The organism is Acidimicrobiia bacterium, from assembly GCA_012959995.1.
In the GTDB taxonomy this organism is placed as follows: Bacteria; Actinomycetota; Acidimicrobiia; order Acidimicrobiales; family MedAcidi-G1; genus MedAcidi-G2B.
In genome coordinates this window covers 65439-91255 of record DUCC01000014.1, presented here as the reverse complement: position 1 = coordinate 91255, position 25817 = coordinate 65439, and the positions used below count along the sequence as shown (strand labels likewise).

Annotated in this window: 28 protein-coding genes; 15 read left to right on the top strand and 13 right to left on the bottom strand. The window is 55.8% G+C overall.

All coding sequences use genetic code 11. The annotated features are described in order from the left end of the window. Nucleotides 1-4: 4 nt before the first annotated feature. The gene (locus EYQ49_04465) at nucleotides 5-808 is read right to left on the bottom strand and encodes a peptidylprolyl isomerase (protein ID HIG25137.1); all 804 of its coding nucleotides are present in this window, start codon (nucleotides 806-808) and stop codon (nucleotides 5-7) included. 85 nt (nucleotides 809-893) lie between these two features. Between EYQ49_04465 and EYQ49_04460 the strand changes: the two genes are divergently transcribed. From EYQ49_04460 to EYQ49_04450, 3 genes are read left to right on the top strand one after another with little or no spacing between them, the layout of a single operon-like run. Continuing rightward, entirely contained in the window at nucleotides 894-2111 is a 1218-nt protein-coding gene (locus tag EYQ49_04460; GenBank protein ID HIG25136.1) for an aspartate kinase, read from the top strand. A 44-nt stretch (nucleotides 2112-2155) separates the two neighbouring features. Continuing rightward, a complete protein-coding gene (locus EYQ49_04455) occupies nucleotides 2156-3511 on the top strand; it encodes a hypothetical protein (GenBank protein ID HIG25135.1) in 1356 nt (451 codons plus the stop codon). Nucleotides 3512-3561: 50 nt separating this feature from the next. Continuing rightward, entirely contained in the window at nucleotides 3562-4605 is a 1044-nt protein-coding gene (locus EYQ49_04450; GenBank protein HIG25134.1) for an aspartate-semialdehyde dehydrogenase, read from the top strand. A gap of 51 nt (nucleotides 4606-4656) precedes the next feature. Here EYQ49_04450 and EYQ49_04445 read toward each other — a convergent pair whose 3' ends face one another. Further along, nucleotides 4657-4908, bottom strand: a complete 252-nt coding sequence (locus EYQ49_04445) for a pyrophosphohydrolase (GenBank protein ID HIG25133.1) — start codon at nucleotides 4906-4908, stop codon at nucleotides 4657-4659. A gap of 71 nt (nucleotides 4909-4979) precedes the next feature. On the opposite strand from EYQ49_04445, the gene EYQ49_04440 reads away from it, so the two are divergent. Then, nucleotides 4980-5282 (top strand): hypothetical protein, encoded by a 303-nt coding sequence (locus EYQ49_04440; protein HIG25132.1) that lies wholly within the window; start codon nucleotides 4980-4982, stop codon nucleotides 5280-5282. 158 nt (nucleotides 5283-5440) lie between these two features. Here the strand turns inward: EYQ49_04440 and EYQ49_04435 are convergent, their stop codons facing one another. Further along, nucleotides 5441-6736: a DMT family transporter gene (locus tag EYQ49_04435; GenBank protein ID HIG25131.1), complete on the bottom strand. Its 1296-nt coding sequence runs from the start codon at nucleotides 6734-6736 to the stop codon at nucleotides 5441-5443. An 18-nt stretch (nucleotides 6737-6754) separates the two neighbouring features. On the opposite strand from EYQ49_04435, the gene EYQ49_04430 reads away from it, so the two are divergent. Both EYQ49_04430 and EYQ49_04425 read left to right on the top strand, forming a co-directional pair. Next, a complete protein-coding gene (locus EYQ49_04430) occupies nucleotides 6755-7204 on the top strand; it encodes a hypothetical protein (protein ID HIG25130.1) in 450 nt (149 codons plus the stop codon). Nucleotides 7205-7227: 23 nt separating this feature from the next. Further along, a complete protein-coding gene (locus EYQ49_04425; GenBank protein ID HIG25129.1) occupies nucleotides 7228-8706 on the top strand; it encodes a phosphonate monoester hydrolase in 1479 nt (492 codons plus the stop codon). Here EYQ49_04425 and EYQ49_04420 read toward each other — a convergent pair. The 4 genes from EYQ49_04420 to EYQ49_04405 form a co-directional block, all read right to left on the bottom strand. Then, entirely contained in the window at nucleotides 8692-9717 is a 1026-nt protein-coding gene (locus tag EYQ49_04420; protein HIG25128.1) for an L-threonine 3-dehydrogenase, read from the bottom strand. The genes EYQ49_04425 and EYQ49_04420 overlap by 15 nt on opposite strands. Further along, nucleotides 9714-10922 carry a glycine C-acetyltransferase gene (locus EYQ49_04415; protein HIG25127.1) on the bottom strand — a complete coding sequence of 403 codons (1209 nt, stop codon included), beginning with the start codon at nucleotides 10920-10922 and terminating at the stop codon, nucleotides 9714-9716. Before EYQ49_04415 ends, EYQ49_04420 begins: the two co-directional genes overlap by 4 nt. Beyond that, nucleotides 10919-11488 carry an XRE family transcriptional regulator gene (locus EYQ49_04410; GenBank protein ID HIG25126.1) on the bottom strand — a complete coding sequence of 190 codons (570 nt, stop codon included), beginning with the start codon at nucleotides 11486-11488 and terminating at the stop codon, nucleotides 10919-10921. The genes EYQ49_04415 and EYQ49_04410 overlap by 4 nt, the downstream gene beginning before the upstream one ends. Nucleotides 11489-11624: 136 nt before the next feature. Next, nucleotides 11625-12056, bottom strand: coding sequence for a response regulator (locus tag EYQ49_04405; protein ID HIG25125.1), 432 nt, complete (start codon nucleotides 12054-12056; stop codon nucleotides 11625-11627). A 57-nt stretch (nucleotides 12057-12113) separates the two neighbouring features. Here EYQ49_04405 and EYQ49_04400 point away from each other — a divergent pair, with 57 nt between their 5' ends. The 3 genes from EYQ49_04400 (at nucleotide 12114) to EYQ49_04390 (ending at nucleotide 14205) form a co-directional block, all read left to right on the top strand. Continuing rightward, nucleotides 12114-12461, top strand: a complete 348-nt coding sequence (locus tag EYQ49_04400; protein ID HIG25124.1) for an anti-sigma factor antagonist — start codon at nucleotides 12114-12116, stop codon at nucleotides 12459-12461. Nucleotides 12462-12525: 64 nt separating this feature from the next. Continuing rightward, nucleotides 12526-13860 carry a hypothetical protein gene (locus EYQ49_04395; protein ID HIG25123.1) on the top strand — a complete coding sequence of 445 codons (1335 nt, stop codon included), beginning with the start codon at nucleotides 12526-12528 and terminating at the stop codon, nucleotides 13858-13860. An 84-nt stretch (nucleotides 13861-13944) separates the two neighbouring features. Beyond that, the gene (locus tag EYQ49_04390; protein HIG25122.1) at nucleotides 13945-14205 is read left to right on the top strand and encodes a WhiB family transcriptional regulator; all 261 of its coding nucleotides are present in this window, start codon (nucleotides 13945-13947) and stop codon (nucleotides 14203-14205) included. Here EYQ49_04390 and selB read toward each other — a convergent pair. Next, nucleotides 14195-15925: a selenocysteine-specific translation elongation factor gene (gene selB / locus EYQ49_04385; protein HIG25121.1), complete on the bottom strand. Its 1731-nt coding sequence runs from the start codon at nucleotides 15923-15925 to the stop codon at nucleotides 14195-14197. The two genes, EYQ49_04390 and selB, sit on opposite strands and share 11 nt — an antisense overlap. Further along, complete coding sequence (locus EYQ49_04380; GenBank protein HIG25120.1) at nucleotides 15925-17193, bottom strand: L-seryl-tRNA(Sec) selenium transferase; 1269 nt, start codon at nucleotides 17191-17193, stop codon at nucleotides 15925-15927. Before EYQ49_04380 ends, selB begins: the two co-directional genes overlap by 1 nt. Before the next feature lie 63 nt (nucleotides 17194-17256). Between EYQ49_04380 and EYQ49_04375 the strand changes: the two genes are divergently transcribed. Then, entirely contained in the window at nucleotides 17257-17727 is a 471-nt protein-coding gene (locus EYQ49_04375; GenBank protein HIG25119.1) for an FxsA family protein, read from the top strand. Here EYQ49_04375 and EYQ49_04370 read toward each other — a convergent pair. Beyond that, nucleotides 17724-18887, bottom strand: a complete 1164-nt coding sequence (locus tag EYQ49_04370) for an MRP family ATP-binding protein (GenBank protein ID HIG25118.1) — start codon at nucleotides 18885-18887, stop codon at nucleotides 17724-17726. The two genes, EYQ49_04375 and EYQ49_04370, sit on opposite strands and share 4 nt — an antisense overlap. A 120-nt stretch (nucleotides 18888-19007) precedes the next feature. On the opposite strand from EYQ49_04370, the gene EYQ49_04365 reads away from it, so the two are divergent. After that, the gene (locus EYQ49_04365) at nucleotides 19008-19322 is read left to right on the top strand and encodes an iron-sulfur cluster assembly accessory protein (protein HIG25117.1); all 315 of its coding nucleotides are present in this window, start codon (nucleotides 19008-19010) and stop codon (nucleotides 19320-19322) included. A gap of 1 nt (nucleotide 19323) precedes the next feature. On the opposite strand, the gene EYQ49_04360 is transcribed toward EYQ49_04365, so the two are convergent. After that, on the bottom strand, nucleotides 19324-20229 hold the full coding sequence (locus EYQ49_04360; protein HIG25116.1) for a hypothetical protein: 906 nt from the start codon (nucleotides 20227-20229) through the stop codon (nucleotides 19324-19326). Nucleotides 20230-20282: 53 nt separating this feature from the next. Between EYQ49_04360 and EYQ49_04355 the strand changes: the two genes are divergently transcribed. Genes EYQ49_04355 through EYQ49_04345 form a run of 3 tightly spaced genes read left to right on the top strand, consistent with a single transcriptional unit; the run spans nucleotide 20283 to nucleotide 22410 of the window. Then, nucleotides 20283-21821 (top strand): hypothetical protein, encoded by a 1539-nt coding sequence (locus EYQ49_04355; GenBank protein HIG25115.1) that lies wholly within the window; start codon nucleotides 20283-20285, stop codon nucleotides 21819-21821. Nucleotides 21822-21829: 8 nt separating this feature from the next. Continuing rightward, nucleotides 21830-22177 (top strand): deaminase, encoded by a 348-nt coding sequence (locus tag EYQ49_04350; protein HIG25114.1) that lies wholly within the window; start codon nucleotides 21830-21832, stop codon nucleotides 22175-22177. Between the two features lie 44 nt (nucleotides 22178-22221). After that, complete coding sequence (locus EYQ49_04345) at nucleotides 22222-22410, top strand: hypothetical protein (GenBank protein HIG25113.1); 189 nt, start codon at nucleotides 22222-22224, stop codon at nucleotides 22408-22410. Here the strand turns inward: EYQ49_04345 and EYQ49_04340 are convergent, their stop codons facing one another. Both EYQ49_04340 and EYQ49_04335 read right to left on the bottom strand, forming a co-directional pair. Next, nucleotides 22411-23031 (bottom strand): response regulator transcription factor, encoded by a 621-nt coding sequence (locus EYQ49_04340; protein ID HIG25112.1) that lies wholly within the window; start codon nucleotides 23029-23031, stop codon nucleotides 22411-22413. Between the two features lie 72 nt (nucleotides 23032-23103). Then, on the bottom strand, nucleotides 23104-24462 hold the full coding sequence (locus tag EYQ49_04335) for a glutamine synthetase (GenBank protein HIG25111.1): 1359 nt from the start codon (nucleotides 24460-24462) through the stop codon (nucleotides 23104-23106). Nucleotides 24463-24661: 199 nt separating this feature from the next. Here EYQ49_04335 and EYQ49_04330 point away from each other — a divergent pair, with 199 nt between their 5' ends. Beyond that, nucleotides 24662-25675: a glutamine synthetase gene (locus EYQ49_04330; protein HIG25110.1), complete on the top strand. Its 1014-nt coding sequence runs from the start codon at nucleotides 24662-24664 to the stop codon at nucleotides 25673-25675. Nucleotides 25676-25817: the final 142 nt, after the last annotated feature.

Genomic DNA, 25817 nt, shown 5'->3' with positions numbered 1-25817 from the left:
TTGATCAGTCGCCGGTGGTGGCGACAATGGTTACCGAGTTGATGTCTACCGACCGGCTTGGTCCGCCACCATAGGGTGAGGTTTCGTCAACCACGTAAAGGTCCATCATGGCTTGGAGAACCGCCAGGCCTGCTTCGTCGGCTTGGCCAAACACGAGGTAGGTCCCTGGGTTGTCTAAAAGAGAAACCTCTGGGCCGGTCGTGAAAAAGAATTGGGCGCTTGAAGCGTTAGGGCCTCCGGAGCGAGCCATAACTAATTGCCCAGGTTGGTAGGTGAAGGGTCCGAGTAAAGACCCGTCGCTCATCGAGGTGAACATGCCACCTTCGTCGGGGATGGTGTAACCGGGGCCGGGGTCGGTCCAATCATTGGTGTGGGGCGAGCCACCTTGGATGATGGCGATGGAAGGGTCAAAGCGAAATAACGAAGTGTTGTCGTAGTAGCCGTAGCGGGTCAACACAGCAAAGTTATTTACTGTTTCTGGGGTGCGGTCGATGTCTAAGGCGACCCGGATTTCCCCCTCGGTGGTATCAAATACTGCGGTGTAGTCGAAGCCACTGGCTAAACACCAGGTGGGGCGTGCACTAAAACTCATGAGGGGAGCGTCGCTGCCGTCTTCGGCGGGGCAACTGCTGGCGGCCAGTGTGGTTTGTGGAATAAGGCTGCTAGTACTTCCGCCACTGTTGGCCACAATGGCGGCAATAAGCCCGCCGATCATGATGGCAGCAAGCAAAGCACCGGTGATGCGAATGGTTGAAGAGTGCCGATTCGGTGGAGGAGAGATTGAAGGAACGTGTTTCTTTTTGGCCATGAGTTGGCACCTTAACAACCTCTAAGGAAGGTCCGGCATCAAAATTCGTGCCGGTCTCCTTGCTGCGAAACGGTAACGTGGGGGAATGGCTCTTTTGGTCCAAAAATTTGGCGGTACTTCCGTTGGCGACGCCGACCGTATTCGAGCGGTAGCCGACCATGTGGCGCGCACGGTACGGCGAGGAAACCAAGTGGTCATGGTGGTTTCGGCCATGGGGAGAGAAACCGACGACCTGTTGCGACTGGCCAAAGATGTGTCTTCTACCCATCCGGGCCGTGAAATGGACATGTTGATTACTGCTGGTGAACGTAAAGCCACGGCGTTAATGTGCATGGCTTTGCATGATCTGGGTGTACCGGCCGATTCATTTACCGGAAGCCAGGCCGGGTTTTTGACCGACACCACCCATACCAATGCTAAAATTTTAGAGGTTCGCCCTGACCGAATTCAAGATGCATTAGATGACGGCCGGGTAGCGGTGGTCGGTGGGTCACAAGGGGTCTCGACCGATAACGATGTAACGTTTTTAGGGCGTGGCGGGTCAGATACCACGGCAGTGGCTTTGGCCCACGCTTTGGGTGCCGAGGCCTGCGAGATTTATACCGATGTGACCGGAGTGTTTACCACCGACCCTCGTGTTGTTTCTACGGCTCGTAAGATGCCAACAGTATCATTTGACGAATTATTAGAAATGACGGCAACGGGTTGTCCAAAACCTGCGATGCGGTCGGTTGAATATGCTCGTACCCATGGGGTGCGATTACACGTGCGATCTGCGTTCACTTGGCAAGAGGGAACGTGGGTAACTGAGGAGGAACCAGAAATGGAACAAGCAATCGTTTCGGCAGTCACCCATGACATGTCGGAAGCAAAAATGACTTTGGCCGGTTTGCCCGACCACCCCGGGGTAGCGGCCCGAGTGTTTCGGTCTTTGTCCGATCTTGAAGTAAACGTGGACATGATCGTGCAAAACGTGTCGGCCCAGGGGGTAACCGATATTTCCTTTACTGTCCCTCATGAAGATTTAGCAAAGACTCAAGAAATCGCTGCGGCGTTGGTTACCGAGTTAGGCGCTTCGGAGATTTTGGTGGATTCCGCTATTGCTCGGGTGAGCGTGGTGGGTGCCGGTATGCGGTCTAACCCTGGGGTGGCGGCCACCATGTTTGAGGTTCTGGCGGCCGAGGAAATCAATATTGCCATGATTTCCACTTCGGCTATTCGGGTGAGTTGCGTGGTTGAACAAGCGCGGGTTGAGGATGCGGTTCGTGCTCTCCATGAAGCGTTCGGCTTGTCAGTCGTTTAGTTCCCTGCCCGGACGGAAGACCGTTTGGGCTCTACGCTTCTCTTATGCGCCGCTTTTTTACTGTTGTTGTTTCGTTGGCCTTGGTGGCGGGCGCTTGTGGAAGTTCCGACCCGGAGCTAAACCCTGAGGCGTTACGTGATCAGTTTGCTGGCGATCTTTCGGACAGTACTCCAATAGTGGGCAGCCTCTCGTTCGACGAGTTGGGGTGTTTGGCGGATGCTTTGTTGGTTTCAGAAACACCAGAAACAGTTATTCGTTTAGGCCAAGATGGGCCGACTCCGGCGCAGGCTTCGCTGGTGGTGGATGCATTAAGTACCTGTGCTTTGGTGCCTACGGTTTTTCTGGCCGGGGCTGCAGATCTTGAGGTCGAGCCGCAGTGTTTCTTAGAAGGAATCGAGCCTGCTTCGTTAGAAACGTTGTTGGTAGCGGGTTTGGTTTCTTCGGGCGACGGAGAGGTCTCGGTGGGGCAGTTGGATGATTCTTTGCTCACTAATTTGGTGCGCTGCACTCTGGTAGAGGACTTGTTGGCTGAGATAGGTGGGGAGCTTTCTTCGGTGTGCCAAGCGGTGACCCAGGCGGCTACTGAGGTGACGTTAGAAACGTTGCAGGGTGCAGAAAACGAAGGGGCACTTTTGTTGTCGGGGCAACTCTTTGCCGCGGCTCGCGGGTTTTTACTTTTGGCCCCGGCTTTGGATGACCCTTGGTCGGGGGGTGCACAGGTTCTGGCAGAAAGCAGCCAAAGAGGGGCGGTTCTTTTTGCTCAGGCGGCCCAAAACAATGCTGCTGATTTGGCTGTTTTAACGGGGCTAAGCGATTTTGGTTTAAGCGTCTCTGCGCAGCGTGAATCTTTACAACAGTCGAGTACGGAGCTGCAGGAGTATTTGTTGGCTGATTGTGGCAAAACGGTCAAGGTGGTGTTTTCTGTTTTTGACGAGTTACTTGAATCTGCCCCGCTGGTGGAGGCCTCTCAAGCCCCACTGCCTGACGTTCCTTTATGGTTTTGTACGGGTCTACGCCAAGAGTCGCTAACTGCGTCTTCAGCGATTAGCGCGGTTGGTTTAGAAAATGAGGAAGTTAGCGGTGCGTTGTTGGCAGCGTCGGTGGTGGCTACGGAAAAATTGTTGCAGTGGGTAGCGGCTGAGGTGCCTGAAGAACTTGAGGTGGCCGCTCAACAGGTGGCGGCTCTTTATACGCATCTTGTGCAAACGGTAAACAGCGGCCAAGCCCAGGAAGCCGATTTGGTGGAAGTGGAGGGTTGGCTCGCGGCTGCTCTTTTTGATTTTGCGGAAACGGATCTCGTTACTTTGTCGGCGTCGGCAGCCACTTTGGTTGAGTGGACCGAGGAGAGTTGTGGAGCGCAGCCTTTGTTGGCGGCGGTTGCTGGGCTGGTTATTGAGTAGTAACGAAATAATGTTTTCGGTGAACCCTAGGAAGGTTAGTAGGCTGTGGCATGGATTCTTTTTCAGTAAATGTCGCAGTTGTGGGGGCCACCGGTCAGGTCGGTTCGGTTATCCGCGACCTTTTGGAGGCTCGTGATTTTCCGGTAGGGGATTTGAGGTTTTTTGCTTCGTCCCGGTCGGCGGGCACGGTGTTGCCTTGGCGCGACCGCCAGATTGTGGTCGAAGATGTGGCCACGGCGGATTGGTCGGGTATTGATATTGCTTTGGCTAGTGCCGGTAAAACGGCTTCGTTGGAGTATTCGCCTGTTATGGCGGCGGCCGGTATCACGGTGATTGATAATTCGTCGGGGTGGCGTAACGACCCAGAGGTGCCGTTGGTGGTGCCTGAAGTGAACCCGCAGGCTTTAGATGTTATTCCTAAAGGCATTGTGGCGAACCCCAATTGCACCACTATGGCGGCGATGCCGGTGTTGGCTCCGTTGCATGCGGAAGCGGGTTTGGTTTCGTTGGTGATTGCGACTTATCAGGCGGTCTCCGGTGCTGGTTTGGCGGGGGTTGATGAGTTGGCTGCCCAGGTGGAGGCCGTGTTGGCTGATGCTCCGGCGCTTACTCATGATGGGCGTGCGGTGGAGTTTCCGGCGTCGTCGTCTTTTCCTCGGACTATTGCTTTTAATGTGATTCCGTTGGCGGGGTCGCTGGTTGATGATGGCTCTGGCGAAACAGATGAGGAACAAAAGCTTCGCAATGAGAGTCGCCGTATTTTGGGTATTGAGGATCTTTTGGTTTCGGGTACTTGTGTGCGGGTACCGGTGTTTACTGGCCACTCGTTATCTATACACGCTCGGTTCGCTCGGCCGTTGGGTGCTGAGCGGGCGACAGAGTTGTTGGCCAGCGCTCCGGGGGTGGCCTTGGCTGACGTGCCGACTCCGTTGGATGCGGCGGGCATTGACCCGACCATCGTGGGCCGTATCCGTAATGACGAAACAGCAGTAAACGGTTTGGCTTTATTTTTGTCTGGCGACAACCTTCGCAAGGGCGCAGCGCTGAACACCATTCAGATAGCCGAAGAGATCATCGCCCGCCGCTCGCAATAATCCAAAAGTCCGTTACCTGGGGACAGTCCTCATGTAACGGCCTTTTTGGGTTTATGGGGGGTTGGTGACGTAGCGTTGGAGGGCTTCTTCTAAGGAGAGGTCAAGTTGGTTGGCCAAACTGGCGACCCAGGCCAACACGTCGCCCAGTTCGTGGAGTTGTTGTTCGGGGGTTCCTTTGCGCACTGCTTGGGCCAATTCGCCGACTTCTTCACATAGCCAGGCCACCGTGGGGGCTAAGCCGCGATCTCTGTCGGCTTCGCCGTAAAGGTTTTCCATGAGGTCTTGTAATTGTTGGAGTTCCACAAGAAGCGACCGTAGCGCATAAGTCGGGAAGTATCCCTGTTTAAAGGGCGCTGATGGTCCAAACTTTGTAGGTGTTAAGCGACGATCAGGCCACCAATGTGTTGCGGGCTTTAGATGCTTTAGATGAACTTGAAGATGCTGCATTGAAGTTGGTGCGAGCCGAGTTGGCTTGCGGCCCGGTGGTTGATGGTTTGATCGCTGATCCGCTTACCGAGGGGTCACGCCTTGACTTGCTTTGTTTGGCCGACACTTTAGCTACCGACTTGTTGTCGGTTATGGGTCGCCGCGAAACGGTGGCTCGTCTTTTGGAACAGGCTCCAGGGTCGTCTGCTCGAGACGCTCTCACCCGCCATTTGTCTCGCGGCACTGTTTAACCCTCCCCGTATTTGATCAAAGCTCTAACGAAACCAAGACACGTGGGGTCTGACCCCACGTGTCTTGATTTCTGAAGTTTGGATTTCTGAAGTTTGGATTTCTGAAGTTTGGATTTCTGAAGTTTGGATTTCTGAAGTTTGGATTTCTGAAGTTGGGTTTAGGGGTGGGGGTTTGGTTCGGGCGCCATTTCGGCGGCGGGGCCGGTGATGCCGTAGGTGACGGCCGCGATAACAACCAATGCACCGAGCACCGTGGTGGTGGTTGGCGGTTCATCGAAGAAAATCCATACCCATGCGGTAGCGCAGACGGTTTCGACTGGGGTAAAGAGGCTGACTTCCGCGGCCGGTGCATGTTGGGTGGCGCTGGCCAACAAAAATCGGGCCAGCGGACCAAAAAAAGCACCCATGATTAAGGTGGCCCATAGCGTCTCAACGTCCATGGAAAATGGCTGAGCGGGGATGGCCGTGATGAGGGCGGTAGAAACTGCTGCTGCCAGTACTACCAAAATACGCGGGAGGTTGGGGTGGCGGCGCCAGATGGTGAGGTTCACGGCGAAACCGGTAATAGCTACCAGGGCCAGCAGATCCCCGCCGACCCCTCCTTTAGCCATGGCTCCGCCGACGATGACCACGATGCCCACTGTGGTGAGGCCAATTGATCGCCAGGTACGAGCGCTGGCGTGTTCGTTAATGGCGAGGCGGGCAATGACGGCAGCCAAAATGGGTGCGGCGGCGATGATAGCCACCACGTTGGCTGCGGCGGTCAGGGTGACGGCCATCACGAAAGCGGTGGTGCTTAGGGCGCTTAAGAGGCCAGTAACCACGAGCAAACGCCCGTGTTTGCGGATTTCGTTTACTAGTTGATTGCCATATTTTTTTCGGGCAATGAAAGCGATAATCGGGGTTGACCACACGCCGCCCATGAATGAAATGGTCCAACCACTTGAGGGTTGCGCTACCCGTACCAGCAGTGAGTCGGTAGAAACTAAAAACATGCCGGTTCCGGCCATTAATAATCCGAGGTTGCGACCCGACCGAGGAAGAGAAAAGCGTTTCATCGGCCGGACTCTAGTGGCCGTGAAGTGATTGTCTAGGGTTGGCCTATGGCAGAAAATCCAAGTTACGGACAAGTCGACAGCAACTACACCCGTCGATTGGCTACTACGCCCAGTCCAGAAGATGGCCCGGTGTGGATGCTCAACTTGATGAAGTATCGTCCGGTGGCCGAATATGCCGATGGGCGCCAAACAGAGATAAGTGGAGAAAAAGCCGACAATCTTTATTCTCCTTTTGAAGCGTTGGCCGGGGTGGGCGCCGAGGTGGTCTTTTTTGCTGATGTAGAGACCCAACTTTTGGGTGACGAAACAACATGGGACCGGGTAGCGCTTGTTCGTTACCCCACTCGTCGGGCTTTTATTGAGATGCAGGACCGGCCAGATTTTAAAGAAAAGCATGTGCACAAAGAAGCCGGTATGGAAAAAACCATCGTCTTGGGGCTTCAACCCATTGATGACCCCACGCTGAGGCAAGGTTCAATAGTGACCCCGAACTGGAGTGATGCACCTAACCCGCCGACCGAAGAAGACCCTTCGGTAGTGGTGTTGCATGTGATTCGTTTTCATGATGGTCAAGCCGATGATGAGATGGTCAAATATCAGAATGGAGCATCCCCGGTGGCTACGGAGCAAGGCCTGAATATTTCTGGCTGGTTTGGGGTGGAAGGCACGGTGGTGGGCGACGGCCGGCCTTGGCATCAGGCTCGCTTTAATGCTTTTCCTAGCAAAAAAGCGTTTATGGAGGTGGTGTTTGACCCTGACCGACTGGTGGCTCAAAAAGAGCACCGAGAGACCGCTATTGCCGATACTTACACCATGATTTTGCGGCCTCGTTTTGACCAGATATTTGAATCAGTTCACCGGTAAGCGGACTGTGTCAAAATAAGCAGATGGCTAAGCGACCGAACATTCTTTTGGTGACCCTAGATCAATGGCGAGGCGATTGTTTAAGTTCGGCTGGTCACCCCATGGTGCAAACTCCTCATTTGGATGCTTTTGCCGCTCAAGGGGTTCATTTTGGTGCTCATTATGCCCAAGCCACCCCGTGTGGGCCGAGCCGTGCTTCGCTCCTTACGGGGACTTATTTGCATACCAATCGAGTGGTTTTTAACGGCACCCCGTTGGACGCTGGTCTTACTAACTTGGCCTTAGAGGCTCGGGCGGGGGGTTACGACCCACAACTGTTTGGTTACACCGATACTACGGTTGATCCACGCACGGTCCCTGAAGGCGACCCGCTTTTGTCAAACTACGAGGGAGACCTCCCGGGTTTTACCGTGGCTTTGGGTTTACATGATGATCGCGCCGACTGGTACCTCTGGTTAGAGCAGCAGGGCTACGACATTGCTGACCGGGAGCGTTTTTTGCATCCCATTGATGAGCTTTTGCCGGAGGGCCGTGGGCCGAGTTGGCCGCCCACGGTTTTTGAAGCGGAAGAAACGGAAACCGCTTTTGTGGTGGATCGGGTTATTGAGCATTTGTCTGATTTACCTGAGCCTTGGTTCGTCCATGTTTCTATTTTGCGCCCGCATCCTCCGTGGACGGTTCCGGCCCCTTATAACGATTTGCATGATCCAGCGGAGGTTCCTGAAGTGATTCCGGTGGGTGATGACAGTCACCCGTTTCTTCAAGAGTTGTCTGCTTGGCATTTTGGTTTGGCCGTTGAGGATGATTTTGAGCGACGCCAGGTGCAGGCCACTTATTACGGCATGGTGGCGGAGGTTGATCATCAAATGGGCCGCTTGTTGGCTGCTCTGCAACCGGTGGAGGACCACACGGTGGTGGCCATTACTTCTGATCATGGTGAGTTGATGGGTGATCACGGGTTGTTTTCTAAGTTGGGTTTTCATGATCAGGCTTTTCATATCCCGTTGTTGTTGCGTTTGCCCGGGGTAAATGCTCAAGCCGGCTTGGTGGTCGAGGAGTTCACCGAAAACGTTGATGTGATGCCTACCTTGTTGGATCTCGCCGGCTTGCCTATCCCTGAGCAGTGTCAGGGGCATTCCTTGCGCCCGTTTTTAGAAAAAGGTCGGGCTGAAGGTTGGCGGACCGCTGTTCATTGGGAGTTTGATTTTCGGGTGTTTGCTCGCACCCTGGGCTTGCCGTTGGAGGACTGCCATCTGATGGTGGAGCGCACCCGCAGCCAAAAGTTGGTGTCTTTTAGCGGGTATCCCAACCTATTTTTTGACTTGACCGTCGACCCTGGCGAACAGCGCCCTTTGCTTGAACACCTGGAGTTGAGTAAAGCGGAAGCTTCTTTGGCCGCTTGGCGCCCATCCCCTATTTTTAGCGAACTGGTGAATCGACTGGCTACTCCTAAAGGCATGATTACCTTGAGGGACCCCGAGGGCGAGTTACCCGATTTCTAAAATGATTTTGCTGGCTTCCCCTGATTGCAAGGTGGCGAAAGCCTCTTGGTAATCGGTGAGGGCAAAACGGTGGCTGATGACTGGGGATACATCAAGACCTGAGTTGAGCATGGCTACTGCTTTGTACCAAGTGTCAAACATTTCTCGCCCGTAGATGCCCTTTATGGTGAGGCCCTTGAAGATGATTTGGTTGAGATCCATGGTGGCTGATTGGCTAAAGAGCCCCAGCAGGCCAACTTGTCCACCATGCACCGTGTGTTTGATGAGGTCAGCAAGGGCGGCCGGGCTGCCCGACATTTCGAGAGCGATGTCAAAGCCTTCGGCCATGTTGAGTTCACTCATGACGTCGCTCAGCGATTCTTTTGTGGGGTTGACGGTGCGGGTAGCTCCCATTTGTTGAGCGGTTTGGAGGCGCCGGTCTTGAAGGTCGGTGATGACAATGTGGCGGGCTCCGGCGTGGCGACATATTGCGGCGGCCATTTGGCCGATGGGTCCGGCGCCGGTGATGAGCACGTCTTCTCCTACTAAGTCAAAGGAGAGAGCGGTGTGTACTGCGTTGCCAAGGGGGTCCAAGATGGCGGCGGTTTCGTCGGAGATGCTGTCGGGTATGGGGTAGGCGTTGGTGGCGGGAATAGTCACGTATTCTGCGAAGCCCCCGTTGCGGTGTATGCCAACTCCTTGGGTGGCCCGGCAGAAGTGGTTGCGGCCGGCCCGGCAGTTGCGGCAGGTTCCGCACACGATGTGTCCTTCGCCGACTACTCGGGTGCCTATGGCGAGGCCCGTTACCTGGTTGCCGGTTTCTACAATCGTGCCCACAAATTCGTGGCCTACGGTGACCGGTGGGTCAATGTTTTCTTGCGCCCAGTTGTCCCATTGAAAAATATGGAGGTCGGTGCCGCAAATGGCGGCCAGGTTGACTTTTATTAAAACCTCGTGGGGTTCTGGCTGAGGTTTAGGCACTTCTTGAAGCCAGAGCCCGGGTTCGGAGTGAAGTTTTACTAAAGCTTTCATGCGGGAGGAGCCAAAATTTTGAGGTGCTGAGCGGCATCGACGAAAGCCGAGACCACTTGGTCAATGTCGGCGCTGCTATGAGCGGAGTTCATCTGGGTGCGTATGCGGGCCGTTCCGTGGGGGACTACTGGGTAAGAAAATGCCGTGACGTAAACCCCTTGCTCGAAGAGGTGGTTGGCTAGTGCTGCTGCTTGGGCAGCTTCACCGATCATGACGGGGATTATGGGGTGGCCCTGCCCGCTGAGGGTAAAACCGGCTTTGGTCATGGCGGTACGAAACTGTTGAGCATTGGCGTGGAGTTGTTGACGCAGTGGGTCTCCGTTGCGCACCAGAGTGAGCGCTGCTTGGGCGCCGCCGAGCAGCGCGGGGGCTAGAGCATTTGAAAACAGGTAGGGCCGGGCTCGTTGGCGCAAGAGGTCGGTGACGTTTTTTCGGGCGGCGATAAACCCGCCCATGCCGCCTCCTAGGGCTTTGCCGAGGGTGCTGCTGACAATGTCTATGCGGTCTACTACCCCGGCCAGAGCAGGGGTGCCGCGTCCGTCGGGGCCGAGGAGGCCGGTGGCGTGGCAGTCGTCAACCATGACGAGGGCCTGGTATTGGTCAGCGAGTTGGCAGATGCCGGCCAGGTCGGCGAGGTATCCATCCATTGAAAAAACGCCGTCGGTGACGATGAGTGTTTGGCCGGTCCCTTCTGTTTTTGCGTTTTGGAGTTGCTCTTCGAGATGGTTGAGGTCGCGAGTATTAAAGCGGTAGCGACGGGCTTTGCTGAGGCGGATGCCGTCAATTATTGAGGCGTGATTGAGGGAGTCGGAGATGATGGCATCGTCGGGGCCTAGCAGGGCTTCAAAGAGGGCTCCGTTGGCGTCAAAACAGGAGCCAAACAAGATGGTGTCTTCGGTCCCGAGATAGTTGGCGAGGTCGTGTTCAACTTCTCGGTGAAGGTCCAAGGTGCCGCAGATGAAACGCACCGAAGCCATGCCGAACCCGTATTTGGCTATGGCTTCAACGGCGGCCTGTTCAATGTCGGGGTGGCTGGCCAACCCGAGGTAGTTGTTAGCACAGAGGTTGAGTACCGGCCCGGCGTGGGCAACTGAAACGGTTCCGCCTTGCGGCGAGGTAATGGGGCGTTCGGTTTTCCAGAGGCCTTCTTGGCGGATATCGACTAGTTCTTGGTCAATGCGTTGGTAAAAGTTGGTACGACTCATGGTGTTCCTCCGGCCAGCACTACTAAGAGGGCGGTGGCGGTTGTTTTTCCTAAATTCCGAATGTGGTGGTTGAGGTCAGCGGGGTACCGACCGGTTGTTCCTTGGTCAAGGTATTGGGTGGCCTCCCCGGCTTCGATGGTGAGTTGGCCGCTTAAGACGGTGAGGTGCTCAATGGTGCCGGTGCTGTGGGGGGTTGAGGCGAGGTGCCCGTTGGGTTGAAAGGTGAGTTCGTACCATTCGGTTTTTCCGCTCAGGTCAGGGGGGCTCAAGATGCGCAAGGAGACACGATTTTCGTCGGCTTGTATAAGTGGAGTGCGGTCGGCGGAGGTTGTTTCGATGGAGTTTTTTGGCGGTTCAGCGGTTGGGGTGGTGAGGTCGCTGAAGTCAATATTTAAGGCTTGGGTGAGGTTCCAGAGGGTGGCGAAGGTGGGGTTTGTTTCGCTGCGTTCTATTTGGCTCACCATGGAGCGTGAAACACCACTGTGGGCGGCGAGGTCGTCAAGGGTCCATTTGAGTTCTTTACGGCGTTGCCGGAGGAGAGGGCCAGGGATTGGTGCTTCCGACATACCGGAGACTATATCCGTAATACTGGATAAAGGCTGCGCAAAAAAACCAGCGCAAGACACCTACTGGTCAGTTAAGCGGGATTTGACCCCACCCCTCTTCGTCCCGATGAGGCGCCTTGCGACCCGGGTTGGTGAGTTAGGAAGCCACCGGTTCGACGGTCAGCAAGCGACGTAAAGCCAGGGGGTCGATGGGCTTGACCTGCCATTGGTCTGCTTCGGCTTGCTTAGCTAAAAACACGTCAGCGTCTCGGTCCAACAATAAGACCACCCGCTGTGTGGGGATGCGTCCGGCTCGGCCTTCAAGGCGAAGATCCAAACAAGTGGCCATGCCGCCCATGTTGCCGATTTGTAGGTCGAGCACTACGACCGCTGGGTCGTGTTCAATGACCGCCGCACGCACGTCGGCTCCGGCTCGTACTCGTAACACTCGGTACGTTCCCCCGACCGCGGCATCAACTTCGCGGTGAATGTGGTCGGCTTCGGTGGCCAATAAAAGTACATTTTGAACGCCCATAGAAAAAGAGGGTAGCGGGCGAAAATGGACGCAGTTGCTTCGCGCGGTGCGCATTGGTCGTTAAGGGTCTACGATCTTCTTAGCAACAGCGTCTAAGAGTAGGAGGCCCCGGTGCTTGAAATTAATGTTGAACACCATGATGGTTACGTTTCGTGTCGCCCAGTAGGCGAACTTGATGCTTACACCGTGGCGCAATTCCGCGAGGCTCTCACCGAGCTAGCGGAGCACCGCTTTATTTTGATTGAACTCTCCGATGTCCCGTTTATGGATTCAGCCGGCCTGGGAGCGCTCATCGGCGGCATTCGCCGAGCTCGCGACAATGACGGTGATGTGGCCGTGGCTTGCAACCGAGAGGCCTTAACCCGTCTTCTGCACACCACCGGCTTTGACCGCATTGTGCCGGTGTGTGAAACCGTTGAAGAAGCGGTGGTAGCTCTCACCGATTCTGCCGGCCAATAAGCCGGGCTCATTGTTTATCGCCGTACGCTGGTAGGTACTAACTCGCCGCACTCTTGAGGTTTTTGTGACTCGTTCTTTACGTCTTTTTATTGTTTCGTTACTGGCTATAGCCGGTACTTGGATTTTAGTTGGTCCGGCACTGGCCCATAGCGAACACGAAGGCACCGAAGCACATGAACAGGTACCGTTTAATGATTTAACTAACGATCAACCCATGGTGGTTGATGTGGTTGAGCTCAGCGGTTTAATCGACCCAGTAATGGTCAACATGATGGCTGACACCTTGGCCAATGTGGATCCGACAAAAGTTTTAGCGGTTATTTTTCAAGTAAACAGCACCGGTTCGGTGGTTAGTAACGCCGATCTTTACGAGTTGGTGGTCCGCATTTCTGAAGCCAAGGTGCCCATTTCTTTTTGGGTCGGGCCTTCGGGAAGTCGAGCAACGGGCCCCATGGCACAACTGGCTGGTTTAGCCGATGATGTAGGCATTGCCCCCGGGGCGCGTTTGGGCGCTTTGGGCCCTTCAATATTGCCTGAAGGATGGGCAGAAACGCCCTTTGGGTTGCCGCTGGATACCGATTTGGTTACCGACACCGTGGGTTACGACGAAGCAGCCGAGCGGGGTATTGCCCGTCAGTCGCCGGTGCTTTTGGCCCAGTTGGTGGGCATAGATGGTTTTGAGGTGATTACCGATGAGACGGTGAGCCCGCCCACTTTGGAGCCAGTGACCCACACTCGTTTTCATAAACTTGATGTGGTGAGTGAGTTTTTCCACACGGTGGCGAGCCCGGCTGTGGCTTACTTGTTGTTGCTCATCGGTATGGGGTTGCTGGTTTTTGAGTTGTTCACGGCCGGCGTTGGGGTGGCTGGCGTTTTAGGGGCTAGTTGTTTTCTTTTAAGCACCTACGGCCTCGGTGTGTTGCCTACCCGTTGGTGGGGAGTAGCGCTTTTGGCGGTGGCCTTTTTGGGTTACGCCATTGATATTCAAACCGGGGTGCCGCGGGCCTGGACGGTCATTGGCACGGTTGCTTTAGTTTTGGGTTCGTTGTTTCTTTTTGACGGCACACCGATTTCGTGGATCACCTTGCTGTTTGGCATCGTGGGTGCGGCTACCGGTATGGCAGCGGGCATGCCGGCCATGGTGCGCACCCGTTTTTCTACGCCCACCATTGGTCGAGAGTGGATGATTGGCGAAATGGGCGAAGCCGTTGAGGCATTGGGCCCTAACGGGACGGTGACGGTGCGTGATGCAGTGTGGCGAGCGCGCACCAACCGAGCGACCCCTATCCCGGTGGGTGCCCCTATTCGGGTTGTCGGCATCGAAGGGCTTTGGTTAGAGGTTGAGCCTGAAGAAGGCGGTGCTCGAGATCACCGTGAGCGGTCAAAAAATACTCAGTAATCGCAAAAAGTGACTTTCTTGTATTTTTCTTGATTATTGGTGGTGGGTGCTCTAGTTTTTTCTTTCTGGCGAAAGGAACTTCCCATGGTGACGCACTATGAATCAGGCAGTTGGCAAGACAATGCGGGTTGCCGCGGGCCAAAATCTGACCAGTTTTTTCCGCCTATTAAAGGGGAACGACGCCAGGAGAAACGTGACCGTGAAGTAAGGGCCAAAAATATTTGTGCCCACTGTGTGGTGCTCGGCCAATGCTTAGATTACGCCTTAAGCGTTCGTGAAGTACACGGTATTTGGGGTGGCACCAGTGGCCCCGAACGCCGAATAATGATGGGGCTTAGCGCTTAGTTTTAACTTCTGGTAAGCGAGGCCCGGCGATACGAACGTCGCCTCGCCGCCGGGTTTTTCCGGTCCCGTCCAGGCAAGCAAGTAGCGGCAAAGCATGTTTACGAGTGTTTCCGGCTGCCTCACGAAAAGCCGACACGGTGAAACCCTCTGGGTGTTGTTGGAGCAACGCGGCTGCCAGTTGTGCCGCTTGGTCGATGGCTGTGGCGGCAAAAAATACGCCGTCTTGTTCCACCACATCGCCGCGACGCACTAACTCTCGCAACTCTCCTCGGTCTACCTGGTCAGGGGCTGGAGGGACAAAAGGGGCCGCGGCCAGCAAGGCCACAAAGGGGTGATCGGCTAACGGGTCAACAGCATCAGCGGGCACCAACCGGCCGGCTTCTTGGGTTACTTCGTCTAACAACCCGGCCGCGGCCCGGTCGTACTCACTAAGCGACGAGAGTTCTAGCCCTAATGGCCCGGCTTGTTCCAGAGCGCTCCGTACTCGTTCCAGAGTTTCGTGTAAGGCCACCGGATCAACAACCCAGTGGTCAACGTCGGCCGGTCGGCGTACACCGGTAAGTTTTTCCAACTCTTCTACGCTCACCCAACGGCGTTGTTTGATCACCCGGTCAACAGATTGGTCGGGTTGAGCGGTAGAAGCTTTTTCTTGAGGGTCAACGTCAAGCACCTGACCGCCTCCGATGGTTTCGGAGCGTCCGCTTTCTCGCAAAATAAATCGGTCACCGGGAAGCAAAGGCAAGGCTTCGGGTAAAAAGATACGCACGGAACCCATTTGCCCGGGGGTTAGCCCATCGGGGCCCAAAATACGCATGCGTACCGGGTGTTCGCCAGCCCCCAGATAAGCCACAAAGGCCCCTCGCCGAGACACCGGATGGCTTAAGGCAGCAAGCACCTGCAGTGAAGCATCGAACACCGTGGTGGTCCACCATTGGTTTTGGCGCACCAACACGTCGCCGCGCTTTACTTCATCATGGCTTACCCCCACCAAGTTCACTGCACAACGACTGCCGGGGCCTATGGAGGCATGTTCAGCATGATGACTTTGTAGAGACCTGACCCGCACCTCGCTTTCTTGGGGCAACAAAACGAGGTGGTCGTCGGCTTGCAGGGTGCCACCGGTCAAGGTGCCGGTTACTACGGTGCCGGCCCCTTTAGCGGCAAAAGCTCGGTCAACCCACAGACGGGGCCGGTTTTGGTCGGCCACTGCTGGGGTGGCCAGCAACAGAGCGTCTAAGGCGTGGCGAAGGTCATCTACCCCCACCCCGGTGAGCGCATCAACGGCGATAACCGGGGCGCCTTCTAAAAAAGTGCCCACTACTTGGTCTTCTATTTCGAGTTGCGCCAGCTCCACTAAATCAGGGTCGCAGAGCCCAACTTTAGTAAGGGCGATCACCCCATGGTTGAGCCCTAAGAGTTGGAGAATGCGTAAATGCTCTTCGGACTGTGGTTTCCACCCTTCGGTGGCTGCCACCACAAAGAGACAAGCTTCTACGGCACCTACCCCAGCCAACATGTTTTTAATAAACCGCACATGGCCGGGCACATCAACTAGCGACAGGATGGCGCCCGACGGTAATTCGGTTGAAGCAAAACCCAAATCAATGGTTAAACCGCGTGATTTTTCTTCGGCAAACCGATCGGGGTCGGTGCCGGTGAGCGCTTTAACTAAAGTTGACTTGCCATGGTCTACGTGACCGGCGGTGGCGACAACGTGCATTAGCCCACCAGGTTAGTGAGGGCGGTGGCCAGCACCTGATCATCATCGGGGTGCACGGTACGCAGGTCAAGCACCGTGGTTTGGTCTACCACCCGACCCATAATGGGGGGCTGGTTGCCTCGTAAGGCGGTGCTTAAATCACCGGGAAGCACTAGACCGGCTGAAGGAATTTCTACCCCGGGCAGGGTGCCGCCTCCGGGCATTGCAGAGGTTTTTGTGGCCCAGTCAGGGTTTATGGACTGGGCTCGGGCCATTAGCGACTCCGTTGACAGTGCGGCCATACGCCAAAAAGGAATATCGTCGCCGTTTCGTCCTAAGTAAGCCAAAGCCAGGTCTTCGAGAGCCGACAAAATAAGCGTCCCCGGGCGCAGGGCACGAGCGAGCGGGTGGGCGGCACAAGCGGCTACCAGGTCGGCTCGGCCAGCAATCACTCCTGCTTGGGGGCCGCCTAAAAGTTTGTCACCCGAGAAGGTCACCAAATCGGCACCGGCGGCCAGAGTTTGGCGGGCCGCTGGTTCGTTGGCTACCCAAGCAGGTGGACCATCGGCCAGCCACGGGCAGGCGGCGTCTAAAAGGCCGGAACCTATGTCGGCGATTACCGGCACCCCGAGGGTGGCCAGTTCGGCCACGCTGACTGCTTCGGTGAAGCCTTCGATGCGATAGTTGGATTGATGCACGCTCAGCGCCAGCACTGCTTTTTGTTTCGTGACGGCTTGAGAAAAGTCGCTGAGCCGGGTGCGGTTGGTGGTGCCGACCTCTATTAGTTGCGCCCCAGATTGGGCCATGACTTCGGGAATGCGAAAGCCGCCACCGATTTCTACTAACTCGCCGCGTGACACCGCTACCGGCTGGTTTTCGGCCAAAGCGGCTAAGACCAACAACACGGCTGAGGCACAGTTGTTGACCACCATGGCGGCTTCGGCTCCGCAAGATTGGGCCAGCAATCGGGGGGCTCGGTCTTGGCGAGAACCTCGTTGGCCGTCTTCGAGGTTTAGTTCAAGGTTGGTGTAGCGGGTGAGGTCGGTGGCGGTGCCCCAGGGAGCGCGCCCCATGTTGGTGTGCAAGAGCACCCCGGTGGCGTTGATGACCCCGGTGAGCAAACTTCGGGCCGTTATTTCGGCCAACTGACGGGCTCTTTCGACAACTTGGGCGGGGGTAGTTTCTGCGATGGCTGTTCGGGCGGCTTCCACCAACAACGGGTGCGGCAGGCCGGTATCGGCCAACGATCGGGCAACCCGATCAACAGAGGGTGGGTGTTCTTCTGTCATGAAACCTTGAGGATACGACGAAACCGACAAGGTCTGCCCTTCGGGGGGCTCTACTATGGCTACATGTTGTTTTCGTTACTCATTATTTTGTTTTTGGCCATCCCCTTTGTTGAGCTCTGGGTGCTGCTACAAGTAGCTGATTCAGCGGGTTTAGGTAACACTATTTTCTTGTTGGCTTTGGTCAGCATCGTGGGGGCATGGTTGGTGCGCCGTGAAGGGCTCGGGGTGCTGCGGCGGGCTCAAAAAGAATTGGCCGAAGGCAACCTTCCGGGCCGCCAATTGGTTGATGGCCTTTTGGTGTTGTTCGGTGGGGCGCTCATGTTGACCCCCGGGTTTTTTACCGATGCTTTGGGGTTCACCATGTTGTTTCCACCCACCCGGTTTTTTTATCGGGCCATCTTGAGCCGGCGTTTGCTGCGTCGAGCAGGAGGGTCTATGGGTGAGACAACCGGAGGCGTGCAGTGGGTGTATTCCGAGCGCCATGATGAACCGCTGGAAGTGCGAGAAATCAAAAACCCTGAAACCAAAGGTTAAAGCCCGGCTTCATCTAACGCTGCGCTGGCGGCATCGAGCAGCCGGGCGCTACACCCTGCCATGTCGAGCGGCGGTGCTGCCTCAGTAACCAAAAGTTCCACGATGGCTTGGTAGGCCTCAGCGGCCGGTCCGGCACCTAAGGCCACCGGTTGGCCGGTGTCGCCACCGGAGGCCACAGAGGCATCTAAGGGGATGCTGCCTAAAAGTGGCGCCCCAATGTCTTCTGCTAACGCCGAGCCGCCGCCCACGCCAAACAGTGCATGGTGTCGCCCATCGTCGGTTATGTAAGCGCTCATGTTTTCTATAACTCCGACCACTCGCAGGTAGTTGGCTCGCCCCATGTTGGCCACTCGTACCGCTACTTTTTGGGCCGCTAAGGCCGGGGTGGTCACCACGATCATTTCGGCTCGGGGCAGCATTTTAGCTAAACCCATTTGTACGTCTCCGGTGCCGGGCGGCATGTCAATAAGCAGGTAGTCAAGTGCGCCCCAGGTGACGTCTTGGCAAAAGTGTTGGACGGCCCGATTCAACATGAGGCCTCGCCACATGAGAGCGGTTTCTTCGTTGTCTACTAAGAACCCCATAGAAACAATTTTTATGCGCCCGTCACCACAGGGCAGTTCTTGCGGGGTGATTTGGCCTTTTTCGGCGTTGGCTTCGAGGCGGCCTTCGGCACCCAGCATGCGGGGCACCGAGTAGCCCCAAATGTCGGCGTCCATAACCCCCACGGTGAAGCCTCGGTGGGCTAACGAGGCAGCCAAGTTGACGGTGACCGAAGATTTTCCTACCCCGCCTTTTCCGGAGGCCACCATAAGGACCCGGCAGGTAATGGGTATTTCGGTGTCTGGGGCATCTTGGGCGACGTTCCAGCGGGCTTTGGCCATGGCGGCAGCTTTTTCTTCGGCGTTCAGTTCGGCCCAAGTAAAACGCACCCGGGTTACTCCCGGAAGGTCAATCACTCGGGCTCGAGCGTCGCGCTGAATTTGGGAACGCAACGGGCAGCCAGAAGTGGTGAGGGCGATGGTGATGTTGACTTCACCTTGCGGCGACACGGTGACTTGGCGAGCCATGCCGAGGTCAACGATGTCGCTCCCTAACTCGGGGTCGATTACCCCACGAAGCAAACCCATGATTTCTTCAGGAGTTGGAAGAGTGGCCACCGGTGAAGCCTAGAACGCAAAGCGAGCGTGAACAAGATGTGCTGGATAAATCCTTTTAAGTGGCTACACTTTGGCTACTGGAGAATTTGGCTCCAGAGGATCGCCTGAGGAGGCCGACCGATGATTACTTTGACCGAAAGTGCAACAACCAAAGTGGGCGAGTTGTTGGCCACCGAAGACGAAGAAGGCTTGGCCCTGCGGGTAGCTGCCAAACCGGGCGGTTGTTCAGGACCCAGTTACGAAATGTTTTTCGACACCGACCAAGCAACCGACGACCTTGAAGAGGCCTACGGGACGGTGCGAGTAGTCGTTGACCCAGCCAGCGCCGAACTTTTGGTAGGAGCGGTTTTGGATTATCAAGAGGGTCTTGAACAATCAGGGTTTTCTATCAACAACCCGGATGCTTCTCATAGTTGCGGTTGCGGAAAAAACTAGGTTAGACAGCGGTAGCCAAAGCGGCGGTTACCTCACGTTGGTCCATAGTTAAATGAACAACTTCGGTGATGGTGCCTTGCGCATTGGCCACATAAAGGCTGGGCTCAAAAGGCAAACCTAAAGCATCGATTACTGGTGCGGTAGTAAAGTCATTGTTGTTTGGCCCTACATAAACTTCGGCGTGAATTACCGACCAGTCGTGTTCTTGCAAAGCGATAGCGGCGATGAGTACTTCCACTGCTGGGCCGCAAACATCGCTTTGGCAAAAGCCGGGAGTAGATACTAAAACTGCGATTGGCCGAGATTGCTTTAAGGCTTCGGTGACCGAGAGTTGATGAAAAGGGCAGGGCTCTTCGAAACGGCTACACACGGGTTCGATGCCTTGCGGGTTGATCATGGTGGGTGTCTCAATGGGTGGGAGTTGTTCCCCCACAAGAAGCATTGGCAGGTCTCCGGGTTCTTTTACTTTAAAGAGATGGGTGGCTGTTGATCCGTTCAAAGTGACCGTGTAAACCCCGACGGTCGGTGGAGTAAAAATGAGAGGGTAATAAGGGGTGGAGCCTGGTTCGCCGTGCCGGTTAATGGTGAGGGGTCCCAATGTTGCCCCCTCGTGTTCGATGATCAACTCAATGCTGTCAGGAACGTTTTCAGTAATTGGCCATCCGTCGCTTCCTTGCAACACGTAAGGGGCGCGCTGAGGGCTCCCAATGGCCATTATTGTTGATGAGTTGTATCCGTCAGGGAACCGAGCGCCTAACCCGTAACCGGTGGGCTCTTTTGCCAAGGTGGTGGTGCTGGCTAGGGGAAGCGTTGAGGTACTTCCGCAACTTGCCAGCACGGCGGTTCCGGTGACCCCGGCGAGCCCTAAGAGCATGCGACGGCGGGTAAGCGAAGAGCGAAGATACACGATGCGAGTGTAATGGGGGGATTTGTTGCGTTGACAACGGCACACTCTTGTTTATGAATGCACCCCCTTTGCTTTCGCTACGTATTGATGGTTCAAGCGTTGAGGTGCCAGACATTGGGTTGACCCTGTTGGAGGTGCTGCGTGATCACTGCGGAAACACCACCGTAAAAGATGGGTGCAGTCCTCAAGGCCAATGCGGGTGCTGTACGGTGCTCGTTGATGGCCAAGCCCGGGTGGCTTGCGTAACCCCGGCCCGGCGAGTGGTCGGCCGAGAGATCACCACCCTGACGGGACTGCCAGAAGAAACTCGTCAAGGTTGGACCGAGGCTCTGTGCGCTACCGGCGGCACACAGTGCGGGTTTTGTACCCCGGGTATCATTATGCGTTTTGCCGACCTGCAGTCCCGTGACGAAACGGACCCCGACCGGGTGGCGCGTTCGCTTCACGCCCACCTTTGTCGTTGCACGGGTTGGCAGACCATTACTGAATCTTGGGTGGCTTTTGGTCAAGACCACCCGGTGAGCGACCCTGGCTTGGCCACCCAACGCGCTTCCCTAGAGGGCGGAACGCCACAAGCGGTGGGGCCCGAGGTGGCCGCTGGTCAAGGCGGTTTTTCTGCCGATACGGCCCCCGATGATTGTTTAGTGGCGGTCCCTGATGGCCAAGGTGGCTGGCTGGTGGCTGAGTCGTTAACCGAAGCCCGACGTCAAGCAGGCCAGATACAAGGGCGCCGCACCACCGTGGAGTCCCAACCTCCTTTAGCGGTTCCTCCGGGGGACTGGGCGGCCACCTTGCAGACCTCTTGGGTGGACCCGGCCTATTTAGAAACCGATGCTTCATGGTGTGCGCCAGGTGGTGAGCCGTCGTCGCCGGTAACTAATGGCGGCGCATTCGGGGCCAAGTTGGATTCCCCCGTACGGCAAGCCGCTCGCCAATTAGCGGACCTCCATGGCCGCCCGGTGTTGGTGCAACTCAGCCGAGAAGACGCAGTTCGCATGGGCAGCAAGCGCCCCCCGTTGGCTGCTGGCCTCAACGCCGATGGGCAAGGAAGAGTGCGGGTGGCTCGCACTCCTGGCATCACCGAGGCCATAAATGCGATTGCTCCCGGCCTGCAAGTAGAAGAGGTAGACCTTAAAGGGCCACCAACCTCAGCGGATCTCCGCGCTGCTGGATGGGCCGAAGCGGTAGCCCTTTTGGCTGCGGCAACCGGGTCGTTGTCTCCGGTGGTTGCCCCCAACGGTGCGGTAGCTTCGGCCACGGTTTCCGCAGAAGAAATTTCGTTAACCGTGCGCTGCGGTGACCCGTTAGATGCGGTTGTTTTGCGTTCCTATTGCATAGGGGCCGCCCACATGGCGTGGAGTTGGGTGACTTCTGAATCGTTAAGCGTAGATGCCGAGGGTCAAGTACATGACCTCACGGTGCGGTCTTTTGGTGTGGTGCGGGCCACTGAAATGCCTCACGTTTCGGTAACTATCGAACCAGATACTGGTCCACCAGTAAATGGGTCCGATGCAGTGTTCGCTGCGGTAGCGGCGGCGGTATGGTTGCATTTGGGCACCCCTTCTCGGTGGCCTACCGGATTACCTAACTAGGAGCATTAATGTCGAAACCTGTTGGCCCTTATACCCCGATTATGCGTGCCGGTGATTTATTGATCACCAGCGGCCAAATAGGTATTGCGGATGGTGCTTTGGTTGAAGGCGGCATGACTGCTCAGCTAAACCAGGCTTTAGAAAACCTTGAACAGGTACTGGCCACGGCCGGAGCCACCATGGCCGATGTGGTCAAAACCACCGTATTTTTGGTGGATATGGCCGACTACGCCGTCATGAACGATTTGTACTGTGCGGCTTTTGGCGACCATCGCCCGGCTCGTTCTGCTGTGGCGGTTGCTGCCTTGCCGTTGGGTGCGCAAGTAGAGATTGAAGCGCAGGCTTACTTGGGTTAGCCCCGAGGTTCGCTTCATGGTCTTTTTCGTGGCAGACTGCAACCATGATTGGCGCAATAATTATGATCGTGTTGTTAGTGGTGGTTATCCCCGTGGGGGTATTGATGAGTGGCGCTTTAGGGGCGGCAGTTATCGGCGGTAAGTTAAAAAATACCGTAGATGCCGACCACGAGGGGTCAGAGCTACTTGCGGTTAGTGAAGCCAACCCTTACCAGGGCCCGACCGAGGGTTAGTTAAAGCCCCCAGCGGGATTGCCCAAACCGGTAACCCACGCTGCGCACTGTTTGAATCAAGTTGGCGTGTTCTTCGCTGAGTTTCGCTCGCAGACGACGTACGTGCACGTCGACGGTGCGGGCACCACCAAAGTAGTCGTAGCCCCATACTTCGCTGAGTAGCGTTTCGCGGGTAAAGACTTTGCCGGGGCGCGAGGTTAAGAACTTCAAGAGTTCGTATTCCATGTAGGTCAGGTCAAGCGGCCGTCCGTCTAGGGCTGCTTGGTAGGTTTCGGTGTTGAGGGTAAGGGGGCCGTACTCAATGAGTTCGGGGCGGGTGCCTCGGCCAGTGCGCCAAAAAAGGTGTTGTAGGCGGGCTTGGAGTTCTTCGGGCCGCAGCGGGGTTAAAATAAAATCGTCAAAGAGTTCGTCGCGCCAAGCGAGGTCGCCGAGTTGGGTTGCCTTAACCAGGAACAACACAGGTTTTAGCGGGTTGTCGCCTTGGCGTAGGTTCCGGCAAAAACTTAAGGCGGCCGACAGGTCGGTGTCGGCGGCAATTATTGCCCCGGCCCAGCCTTCGTTGGGTTCGGCGGTTAAGGCCTGTTCGTAGTTGGCCACCGGCTTCCAAGCCCACGAGCCCATGTCGAGAGCTTGGGTCAGTTCAGGCGGCGGCGGGTTGCCGAAAACGAGGAGTGGTTCCATGAGAGCAGCCCGCTACCAAGACGGGAGGTACCGCTCCAATTCAAAGGGGGTCACTTGCTGTTGGTAGTGGTCCCATTCGGCGCGTTTGTTGCGCAGGAACCATTCAAAAATGTGGTCCCCTAAAGCTTCACGCATCAAAGTAGAATCTTCCATTTCATCGAGGGCTTCATGCAGGCTGGCGGGTAGCCGGTTAACCCCGAGGTCTCGTTGTTCGTTGCGGGTCAGGTTGTACAAGTTGGCGGTTGCTTCTTCGGGCAGGGACAAGTTTTGTTCGATGCCTCGAAGGCCGGCGGCTAGGAGAACTGAGAAAGCCAGGTAGGGGTTGCATGCCGGGTCAAGGGCCCGGTATTCCACTCGGGCAGAATCGGGTTTGCCTGGTTTGGTGATGGGTACACGAATTAATGCCGACCGGTTGTTGCGGGCCCATGAGACGTAGCGGGGGGCTTCGTGGCCTTCGTTAATGCGTTTATATGAGTTTATGAGTTGGTTGGTTACGGCCGATATTTCTCGGGCGTGGTGTAAAAGGCCGGCGATGAAACTATGTGCGGTGGGTGAAAGCCCGTCTGCGGCGTCGGGGTCGTGAAAAGCGTTTACGTCATTTCGGAACAGCGAAAGATGAGTATGCATGCCCGAGCCCTGAACACCATTGAGAGGCTTGGGCATGAACGTGGCATAGACCCCACTTTCCATAGCAATTTTTTTTACGGCCAACCGGAGGGTCATGATGGAGTCGGCCATGTTCATGGCATCGGTGTATTGCAGGTCTATTTCGTGTTGGCTGGGGCTGTCTTCGTGGAATGAATATTCCACGGGGATGGAGAGCGCTTCGAGCATATGCAAGGTGCGTTTGCGGAGGTCTGAAGAAACGTCGGCCGTGGTGAGGTCAAAGTAGGAAGCCTGGTCGAGGGGTTGTGGCGGGGCGGAGGGGTCGTTGTTGGCGAAGTAAAAGAACTCAACTTCGGGGGCGCAAAACATTTCGAAGCCAGCGGCTCGGGCTTTTTCTACGTTGCGGCGTAGCACCTGTCGAGGGTCGCCGGCAAAGGGGGTGCCGTCAAGGTTAGTGATGTCGCAAAAAACGGTGCCGGAGGGTTCGTTTTCGTTGGACCAAGGCAAGAGTTCAAAGGTTGAGGCGTCGGGGCGAGCGAGCACGTCGCTTTCTTGTATGCGGCTAAACCCGTCAATGGCCGATCCGTCAAATTGGAGGCCTTCGTCGAATATGGCTTCTAACTCGGCGGGGGAGATAGCCACTGACTTGTGTTGGCCCAGCACATCGGTAAACCAAAGTCGGATTAAACGTACCCCGCGCTCTTCTACGGTGCGTAATACGTAGTCCTGTTGTTGGCTGCGTCGAGAAGGTTTTTCGGTTTCCACTCCTCCAGCATGGAGGAAAAATATCGGTTCGCGCCAATTGATTTCAAATCGTTCATCTTCTGTTCACAATTGTGCAACAAAAAGGAAACTCCGACAAGCCATGATGATGGCTGCTTGGCATAATCTGTTGGGTGATTCACCCGTCTTTTGGCGGGAACGAGTAAGTTTCTATTAACACTAAATGGAAGAGATGATTTATATGGCAATGCGGGCTGAATATATTTGGATTGACGGCACTAAGCCGCTTCCTTACGTGCGATCGAAAACAAAGATTGTTCCCGACGGCACGACTGAGTTCTCTATTTGGGGCTTTGATGGTTCCAGCACCAATCAGGCGCCGGGCGACAATTCGGACTGCGTGCTGCGTCCGGTGTTTGTTTGTCCGGATCCCATTCGAGGCGGTAACGATGTTTTGGTGCTTTGCGATGTGTGTTTGCCTGATGGCAACATGACGCCGCACCCCACCAACACGCGGGCTGCTTGTGTTGCTGCTTACGAGAAGTACGGCGATCAAGAACCGATTTTCGGTATCGAACAGGAGTACACCTTTTTCCAAGAGGGTCGCCCTTTGGGTTGGCCTGTTGAGGGTTACCCCGCACCGCAGGGTCCTTATTACTGTGGCGTGGGTTCTATTGAAATTGCTGGACGCGACATTGTTGAAGCACACACCACGGCCTGCATGAACGCTGGTTTAACCATTTCGGGCACCAACGCCGAGGTCATGTTGGGCCAATGGGAATTCCAAATTGGTCCACTCGACACGGTGCGCGCCGCTGATGAAATTTGGGTTGCTCGCTACTTGTTGTACCGCATTGCCGAAGATTTCGGTGTGGATGCTTCGGTAGATGCCAAACCAGTTCGTGGCGACTGGAACGGCGCCGGTGCGCACACCAACTTTTCTACTAAAGCGATGCGTGAGGGTTACGAACCGATAATTACGGCTTGTGAAGCATTGGGGGCGGAAGGTAAAATTGCTGAGCATTTGGCTGGTTACGGCACGGGTTCCGAAGAACGCCTTACTGGCTATCACGAGACGCAACGCTTTGATGAGTACAGCTACGGGGTTTCTGATCGCGGCGCTTCGGTGCGTATTCCTTGGCAAGTCCATTTGGATCAAAAGGGTTACATCGAGGATCGTCGCCCCAACGCCAACATGGACCCTTACGTGGTCAACCGGTTGATCACCAACACGTGTTGTGAAGCTTTGGCTTAGTCCGTTTGTTTCTTGCGAGGCCCCGGGGTTTTCCCCGGGGTTTTGCGGTTTCTGGGCGGAGGTTATTTCTCTGGTTCTCTAACAAAGCACTAACACAGCGCTCTTATGGTGTTCACCAAGCACAGAGATGATGTGGTTGTTC